This window comes from Aeromonas taiwanensis (genome assembly GCF_000820165.1).
GTDB classification, from domain to species: Bacteria; Pseudomonadota; Gammaproteobacteria; order Enterobacterales; family Aeromonadaceae; genus Aeromonas; species Aeromonas taiwanensis.
In genome coordinates, this window is the sequence record NZ_CDDD01000025.1 from 22,275 (window position 1) to 28,374 (window position 6,100).

Genomic DNA, 6,100 nt, shown 5'->3' on the forward strand with positions numbered 1-6,100 from the left:
ATGGATCACAGATTTTTATGGGGGAAGTCTCTGAGTTTCCGGTACGTGTCTACTACGAAGACACGGACGCCGGAGGCATCGTCTACAACGCCAACTATCTCAAGTTTATGGAACGGGCCCGCACCGAGTTCTTGCGCGCCGGCGGTATCGAACAAGATGTCCTGCTGCAGGAGGGGATCGCCTTCGTGGTGAGTCGCACCGAGATCGACTTTCGCGCCGCAGCCCGCTTCAACGAACTGCTGACCGTAATGACGCAAGTGACTGAAGTGAAACGCGCCTCCATGCGTTTTTCACAGCAGATCCTGGCGGCTGATGGACGGCTGATCACCCAGGCCATGGTACAGATAGCCTGTGTCAGCCATCCGCAAATGAAACCTGTTGCTATACCTGAAAAAATCAAGGGAGTGCTGTTAAGTGCACGCTGAAATTTCGTTTATTGGCCTGTTCTGGCAAGCCAGTCTGCTGGTGAAACTGGTCATGATGACCCTGATGGGCATGTCGGTCGTCTCCTGGGCGCTGATCATCCAGCGTTCCAAGGTCATCAAGGCGGCGAATCTCTCCTCGGAACAGTTTGAAGACAGATTCTGGTCCGGTGTCGACCTCAACCGTCTCTACCAGGAGTCCTCCTCCCGTCGTGACGACATCGAAGGCATGGAAGACATCTTTTATTCCGGCTTCAAGGAGTATGCCCGCCTGCTCAAGGCCGGTGCCCGTGGCCAGGATGCGGTGATGGACGGCACCTATCGTGCCATGCGCGTCTCCCTGTCCCGCGCGGTGGACGATCTGGAGTCCAACCTGCCGGTACTGGCGACCATCGGCTCCATCAGCCCCTACATCGGCCTGTTCGGTACCGTCTGGGGGATCATGAACGCCTTTATCGCCCTGGGTCAGGTGCAGCAGGCGACCCTGCAGATGGTGGCCCCCGGCATCGCGGAGGCGCTGATCGCCACCGCCATGGGTCTGTTCGCCGCCATCCCGGCCGTCATCTTCTACAACCGCTTCACCAACAAGGTCGAACGGCTGGAAAACGCCTACGCCAACTTCATGGACGAGTTCACCACCATACTGAACCGCCAAATCGCACAGCAGGGTGAGAAGTAATGCAAACCTATCAGCGGCTCAAGCGCAAGAAGGTCGCCGAAATCAACGTGGTGCCCTATATCGACGTCATGCTGGTGCTGCTCATCATCTTCATGGCGGTGACGCCGGTGATCACGCAAGGGGTCAAGGTAGATCTGCCCCAGGCGGAGTCCGAGCAGTTGCCGGAGGATGCCAAGCCTCCCTTCATCGTCAGCGTGAACACCGAGGGGGAGTACGTCATCAAGGCCGGTGAGGCGGATGATGAGCCGGTGCCGAGCGGGACGCCCGAGGCGATGCAGCAATACATCACCGAGAAAGCCATGGGTTATCTGGCCATCAACCAGAACGCCCCCGTGGTGGTGGCCGGTGACAAGTCCGTACGCTACGAAGAGGTGATCCTGTTGATGGTGGCCCTCAAGAATGCTGGCGTGCCTCAGGTTGGTCTGATGACGGATCCGGTGAACTGACGGAGATGGATGTGAAGCGTGGTATTTCCGGTTATCTCGTCGCGTCGCTACTGCTGCATCTTATCATCGGGATCATCCTGCTGGTCGGCATCGACTTCAGCAAGCCCAAACGCCCCGAGTCCAAGGGGCAGATCGTCAATGCGGTCATGATGGACAGCGAAATGCTGGAACAGCAGATGCAGCAAATCCAGCAGCAGAAGCAGGCGCAGCCCAAGGCTGTTCAGCAGCAGAAGGAGAAGGACAAGGAAGACGCCGATCAGGCCCGGCGTGAGCTGGCCCAGGAGCAGGAGCGTCTGCGCATCGCCGAGACCAAGCGCAAGGAAGCCGAAGAGGCGACCCGCAAGGCCGAGACCGAAAAACAGAAGAAGGTCGCTGAACAGAAGCAGGCGGAAGAGAAGGCCCAGAAGGCCGAGGAAGCCCGCAAGCTCGAAGAGCAGAAGACCAAGAAGGCCGAAGCCGATCGCAAGGCGGCGGAAGAGGCCAAGGCGCTGGCGCTGAAGAAAAAGAAAGAGCTGGAGAAGAAGCAGGCCGAAGAGAAGGCCAAGGCGGAAGAAGCCAAGGCCAAGAAGGCGGAAGCCGAGAAGAAGGCCAAGGCCGAAGCGGAGAAAAAAGCGAAGGCGGAAGCCGAGAAGAAAGCCAAGGCCGAGGCCGAGAAGAAGGCCAAGGAAGAGGCGGCCAAGAAGGCAAAAGCTGACGCAGAGAAGAAAGCGAAGGCCGAGGCCGAGAAGAAGGCCAAGATAGAGGCGGAGCGCAAGCGCAAGGCGGCCGAGGAGGCCAAGTTGCAAAAAGAGATGGAAGCCATGATGGAGCAGCAATTGGCGGCGGAAGCCAATGCGCGCAGTCAGGCTGCATCTGCTGCCGCCAAGGGTGAGGTCGACAAGTATGCGGCACTCATCAAGGCGACCGTCGAGCGTTACATGATTTTGGATCCCACCATGCGGGGCAAAACCTGTACCATTGGTGTCAAGTTGGCCAGTAGTGGTTTCGTCATCTCGGTGGACAACGGTCAGGGTGACCCGGCAGTTTGTCGTTCCGGCAAGGCGGCGGTCCTCAAGGCCAACCAGTTGCCGGTGCCGAAGGATCCGGCGGCGTTCGAGATGTTGAAGGAGTTTAACCTCAAGTTAGAACCGAACATCTAAGCATGATAAAACGGGGTCATTGACCGTGGTTGGCAGCATCTGCTGATAAAGGAATTTCACCTCTCATTTTTTTGGAACAGAGTATCTAAGCCATGATAAGAAAAGTGTTTTTTGCTTTGGTTGGCTGCCTTCTGCTAGGCCAGAGCGCTCAGGCGGCCTTGGACATCGTCATCACCGGCGGTATCGACAGTGCACGCCCCATCGCCATCGCCCCCTTCAAGTGGGAGGGCAATGGTCAGCTGCCGCAGGACATCGCCGAGGTGGTCTCCAATGACCTGATGCGCAGTGGCAAGTTCAAGCCCCTGTCCCGCAGCCAGATGCCGCAGACCCCGAGCACCAGCGGTGAGATCAACTTCGCTCCCTGGGCCTCTCAGGGCGTCGAGGCGGTGGTGGTCGGCTCCATCGCCGCCGTGGGTGACGGCACCTACAAGATCAACTTCGAGCTGGTCGACGTGCTGAAGGGCCAGCTGGCCAAGACCCAGGGCGGCGAGAGCAATGGCTACATCCTGGACAGTCGCATGGCGACCATCCCCGGTGCCCAGATGCGCCAGTTTGCCCACCGCATCTCCGACATCGTCTATGAGCGTCTGACCGGTGAGCGCGGTGCCTTCCTGACCCGCCTGGCCTATATCTCCGTCCAGCAGGGGACCCAGTTCCCGTACCAGCTGCGTATTTCGGACTACGATGGCTACAACGAGAAGACCCTGCTGCGCTCCCGCGAGCCGCTGATGTCCCCGGCCTGGTCGCCGGATGGCAGCAAGCTGGCCTACGTGAGCTTCGAGAACCAGAAGTCCGAAATCTACGTGCAGGACATCTACTCCCAGCAGCGCAGCCTGATCACCAGCTTCCGCGGCATCAACGGAGCCCCGGAGTGGTCTCCGGATGGTCGCCGTTTGGCTATCGTACTGTCCAAAGATGGGCAGCCTGATCTCTATGTCGTTGATGTTGCTAGCAAGCAACTCACTCGAGTCACAAATAACCGCACCATCGACACCGAACCCTCCTGGATGCCGGACGGTCAAACTTTGCTGTTCACCTCTGAACGTGGTGGCAAACCTCAGATTTATAGCGTAAATTTGGCGACTGGCGTCACTCGCCGGATGACCTGGGAAGGGGATTCCAACCAGGGGGCATCCATCACGCCGGACGGCAAGTCCATGGTGATGGTGACCCGGGTTCAGGGACAATATCGCATCGCTCGCCAGGATATGGAAAATGGAGCCATGTTGGTACTGACTCAGAGTGCTCTGGATGAATCGCCAAGTGTGGCTCCCAATGGCAGCATGATCATTTATGCCACCATCTATCAGGGTCGTAAGAGTCTTGCATTGGTGTCGACCGACGGTCGCTTCAAGGCAGTGCTTCCGACCAGTAGCGGTGAAATTCGTGCACCAGCTTGGTCGCCCTTCTTGAATTGATAAAAAAATCGCTTGTTTTTTGTTTTGTTATAAAGGTTTAAGGAAATAGCATGCAACTCAATAAACTGCTCAAGGGTCTGGCCATCGCACTGCCACTGTTCACCCTGGCTGCCTGTAGCTCCTCTTCCGACTCCGACGCCGCTGGTGCCGAGTCCGGCATGACTGACGGCATGGGCGGTGTACAAACCGGCGGCGCCAACGGCATGTTGTCCCCGGAAGAGCAGATGCGTCAGAAGTTCGAAGCGCTGCAACGCGACAACGTGATCTTCTTCCCGTACGATGGTTACGACATTCAGGGTCAGTACGCCGACCTGCTGGATGCCCATGCCAGCTACCTGCGTGAGCGTCCGAGCGTCAAGGTACTGATCGAAGGCCACGCGGATGAGCGCGGCACTCCGGAATACAACATCGCACTGGGCGAGCGTCGTGCCAAGGCTGTTGCCAAGTATCTGCAAACCCTGGGTGTGCAGGCCGAGCAGCTCTCCATCGTCAGCTATGGCGAAGAGAAGCCGCTGGATCTGTCCCACACCGAGGAAGCCTTTGCCAAAAACCGCCGCGCGGTCCTGGTTTACTAAGGTTTGAACCGAATGACATTCGTGTATAAGCAAGCGGCCATTTCGATGGCCGTTTTATTTGCAGCCAGTGCCCATGCTGCCGCACCGGTCAGCGATCTGAGCGGCGACTCTGGCAGTGCCGTCGTGCTGAGCGGCAACAACGGCGCCATCGTGCCGACAGGCAGTCTGGAAGACAGGGTGGCGCTGCTGGAGCGTACGCTCAACGCCCGTCTGCGCCTGCAGGCCGAGTTGCAACAACAGGTGGATTCCCTGCAAGGGGAGGTCTCCGAGCTGCGTGGTCAGCTGGAACAGCAGACCTACCAGATGGAGCAGTCGCAAGAGCGTCAGCGTCAGCTCTATCAGGAGCTCGACAAGGTGGCCAACAGCCAGCCTGCCGCTGCCCCGGCCGCACCTGCCGCCGCCGCTGCGCCCCCTGCCGCTGCCGCCAACTACTCGACCAACCAGGACGAGAACCAGGCCTATGATGCAGCCGTGAACCTGGTGCTCAAGGAGAAGAACTACGACAAGGCTATTCCTGCCTTCGAAGGGTTCATCAAGCAATTCCCGAGTTCCAGCTATGTCCCCAATGCCCATTACTGGCTCGGCCAGCTGATGTTCAACAAGGGTGACAGGACTGGTGCGGCGAGTCAGTTCTCCACCGTGGCGAACAAGTACAGCAAGTCGCCCAAGCGGGCCGATGCCCTGCTGAAGCTCGGCATGCTGGCACAGCTTGACGGCAAGAAGGCGGAGGCAAAGGCGTTTTACGAGCAGGTGATCAAGGGCTACCCCAACACCTCGCCGGCCCAGTTGGCCAAGCAGAGCCTCGGCAAGCTGTAACATTGCTGCATGTCACTGTTTTCGTAACAGTCTTGTAAATACAGTCTCGCTTTGTATGCGCAGTGAACAAACAGATTTAATTTAAGATTTTTCTATTGCGCCAGGATGATAAATCCGTAATATAGGCCGCCGTCAGAGCCGCTGCAGCAGTGCAATCGGTCTTGGTCGTGGTGAGGGTCGTTAGCTCAGTCGGTAGAGCAGTTGACTTTTAATCAATTGGTCGCTGGTTCGAATCCAGCACGACCCACCATTTTCTCCATCACGTGGAGACAGAATTCCCAGGTCGTTTAGCTCAGCTGGGAGAGCACCTCCCTTACAAGGAGGGGGTCACTGGTTCGAGCCCAGTAACGACCACCATATTTTAACGTTGCCTGCTTGGGCGGGTGGCGACAGGTTCAGGATGTGGGTCGTTAGCTCAGTCGGTAGAGCAGTTGACTCTTAATCAATTGGTCGTAGGTTCGAACCCTACACGACCCACCACTCTTGACCATACAGAATCCCAGGTCGTTTAGCTCAGCTGGGAGAGCACCTCCCTTACAAGGAGGGGGTCACTGGTTCGAGCCCAGTAACGACCACCATGTTTAAAAAATGATTTAGATGGGTCG

Annotated in this window: 7 protein-coding genes and 4 tRNA genes; all 11 read left to right on the forward strand. The window is 57.7% G+C overall.

All coding sequences use genetic code 11. The features are described 5' to 3' along the window. Window positions 1-17: 17 nt before the first annotated feature. The 11 genes from ybgC (at window position 18) to BN1136_RS04615 (ending at window position 6,073) form a co-directional block, all read left to right on the forward strand. The gene (gene ybgC, locus BN1136_RS04565) at window positions 18-425 is read left to right on the forward strand and encodes a tol-pal system-associated acyl-CoA thioesterase (protein ID WP_043155718.1); all 408 of its coding nucleotides are present in this window, start codon (window positions 18-20) and stop codon (window positions 423-425) included. Then, window positions 415-1,101 (forward strand): protein TolQ, encoded by a 687-nt coding sequence (tolQ, locus tag BN1136_RS04570; protein WP_043155716.1) that lies wholly within the window; start codon window positions 415-417, stop codon window positions 1,099-1,101. The genes ybgC and tolQ overlap by 11 nt, the downstream gene beginning before the upstream one ends. Further along, window positions 1,101-1,547, forward strand: a complete 447-nt coding sequence (tolR, locus tag BN1136_RS04575) for a protein TolR (RefSeq protein WP_043155715.1) — start codon at window positions 1,101-1,103, stop codon at window positions 1,545-1,547. The genes tolQ and tolR overlap by 1 nt, the downstream gene beginning before the upstream one ends. A gap of 5 nt (window positions 1,548-1,552) precedes the next feature. Further along, window positions 1,553-2,686: a cell envelope integrity protein TolA gene (gene tolA, locus BN1136_RS04580; RefSeq protein WP_043155714.1), complete on the forward strand. Its 1,134-nt coding sequence runs from the start codon at window positions 1,553-1,555 to the stop codon at window positions 2,684-2,686. Window positions 2,687-2,778: 92 nt separating this feature from the next. Next, a complete protein-coding gene (tolB, locus tag BN1136_RS04585; protein WP_043757930.1) occupies window positions 2,779-4,104 on the forward strand; it encodes a Tol-Pal system beta propeller repeat protein TolB in 1,326 nt (441 codons plus the stop codon). A 50-nt stretch (window positions 4,105-4,154) separates the two neighbouring features. After that, complete coding sequence (gene pal / locus BN1136_RS04590; protein ID WP_043155712.1) at window positions 4,155-4,679, forward strand: peptidoglycan-associated lipoprotein Pal; 525 nt, start codon at window positions 4,155-4,157, stop codon at window positions 4,677-4,679. Between the two features lie 12 nt (window positions 4,680-4,691). Beyond that, complete coding sequence (gene ybgF / locus BN1136_RS04595) at window positions 4,692-5,495, forward strand: tol-pal system protein YbgF (protein ID WP_043757933.1); 804 nt, start codon at window positions 4,692-4,694, stop codon at window positions 5,493-5,495. Window positions 5,496-5,669: 174 nt separating this feature from the next. Further along, window positions 5,670-5,745: transfer RNA gene (locus BN1136_RS04600), tRNA-Lys, on the forward strand. Window positions 5,746-5,776: 31 nt separating this feature from the next. Beyond that, window positions 5,777-5,852 (forward strand) — tRNA-Val (locus BN1136_RS04605). A gap of 47 nt (window positions 5,853-5,899) precedes the next feature. After that, window positions 5,900-5,975: transfer RNA gene (locus tag BN1136_RS04610), tRNA-Lys, on the forward strand. 22 nt (window positions 5,976-5,997) lie between these two features. After that, a tRNA-Val gene (locus BN1136_RS04615) sits at window positions 5,998-6,073 on the forward strand. The last annotated feature ends 27 nt before the right edge of the window (window positions 6,074-6,100 follow it).

Bases quoted from the DNA above. Each gene is read 5' to 3' on its own strand.
- tolB (WP_043757930.1), top strand. From the start codon at position 2,779: ATGATAAGAAAAGTGTTTTTTGCTTTGGTTGGCTGCCTTCTGCTAGGC.
- ybgC (WP_043155718.1), top strand. From the start codon at position 18: ATGGGGGAAGTCTCTGAGTTTCCGGTACGTGTCTACTACGAAGACACG.
- ybgF (WP_043757933.1), top strand. From the start codon at position 4,692: ATGACATTCGTGTATAAGCAAGCGGCCATTTCGATGGCCGTTTTATTT.
- tolA (WP_043155714.1), top strand. From the start codon at position 1,553: ATGGATGTGAAGCGTGGTATTTCCGGTTATCTCGTCGCGTCGCTACTG.
- pal (WP_043155712.1), top strand. From the start codon at position 4,155: ATGCAACTCAATAAACTGCTCAAGGGTCTGGCCATCGCACTGCCACTG.
- tolR (WP_043155715.1), top strand. From the start codon at position 1,101: ATGCAAACCTATCAGCGGCTCAAGCGCAAGAAGGTCGCCGAAATCAAC.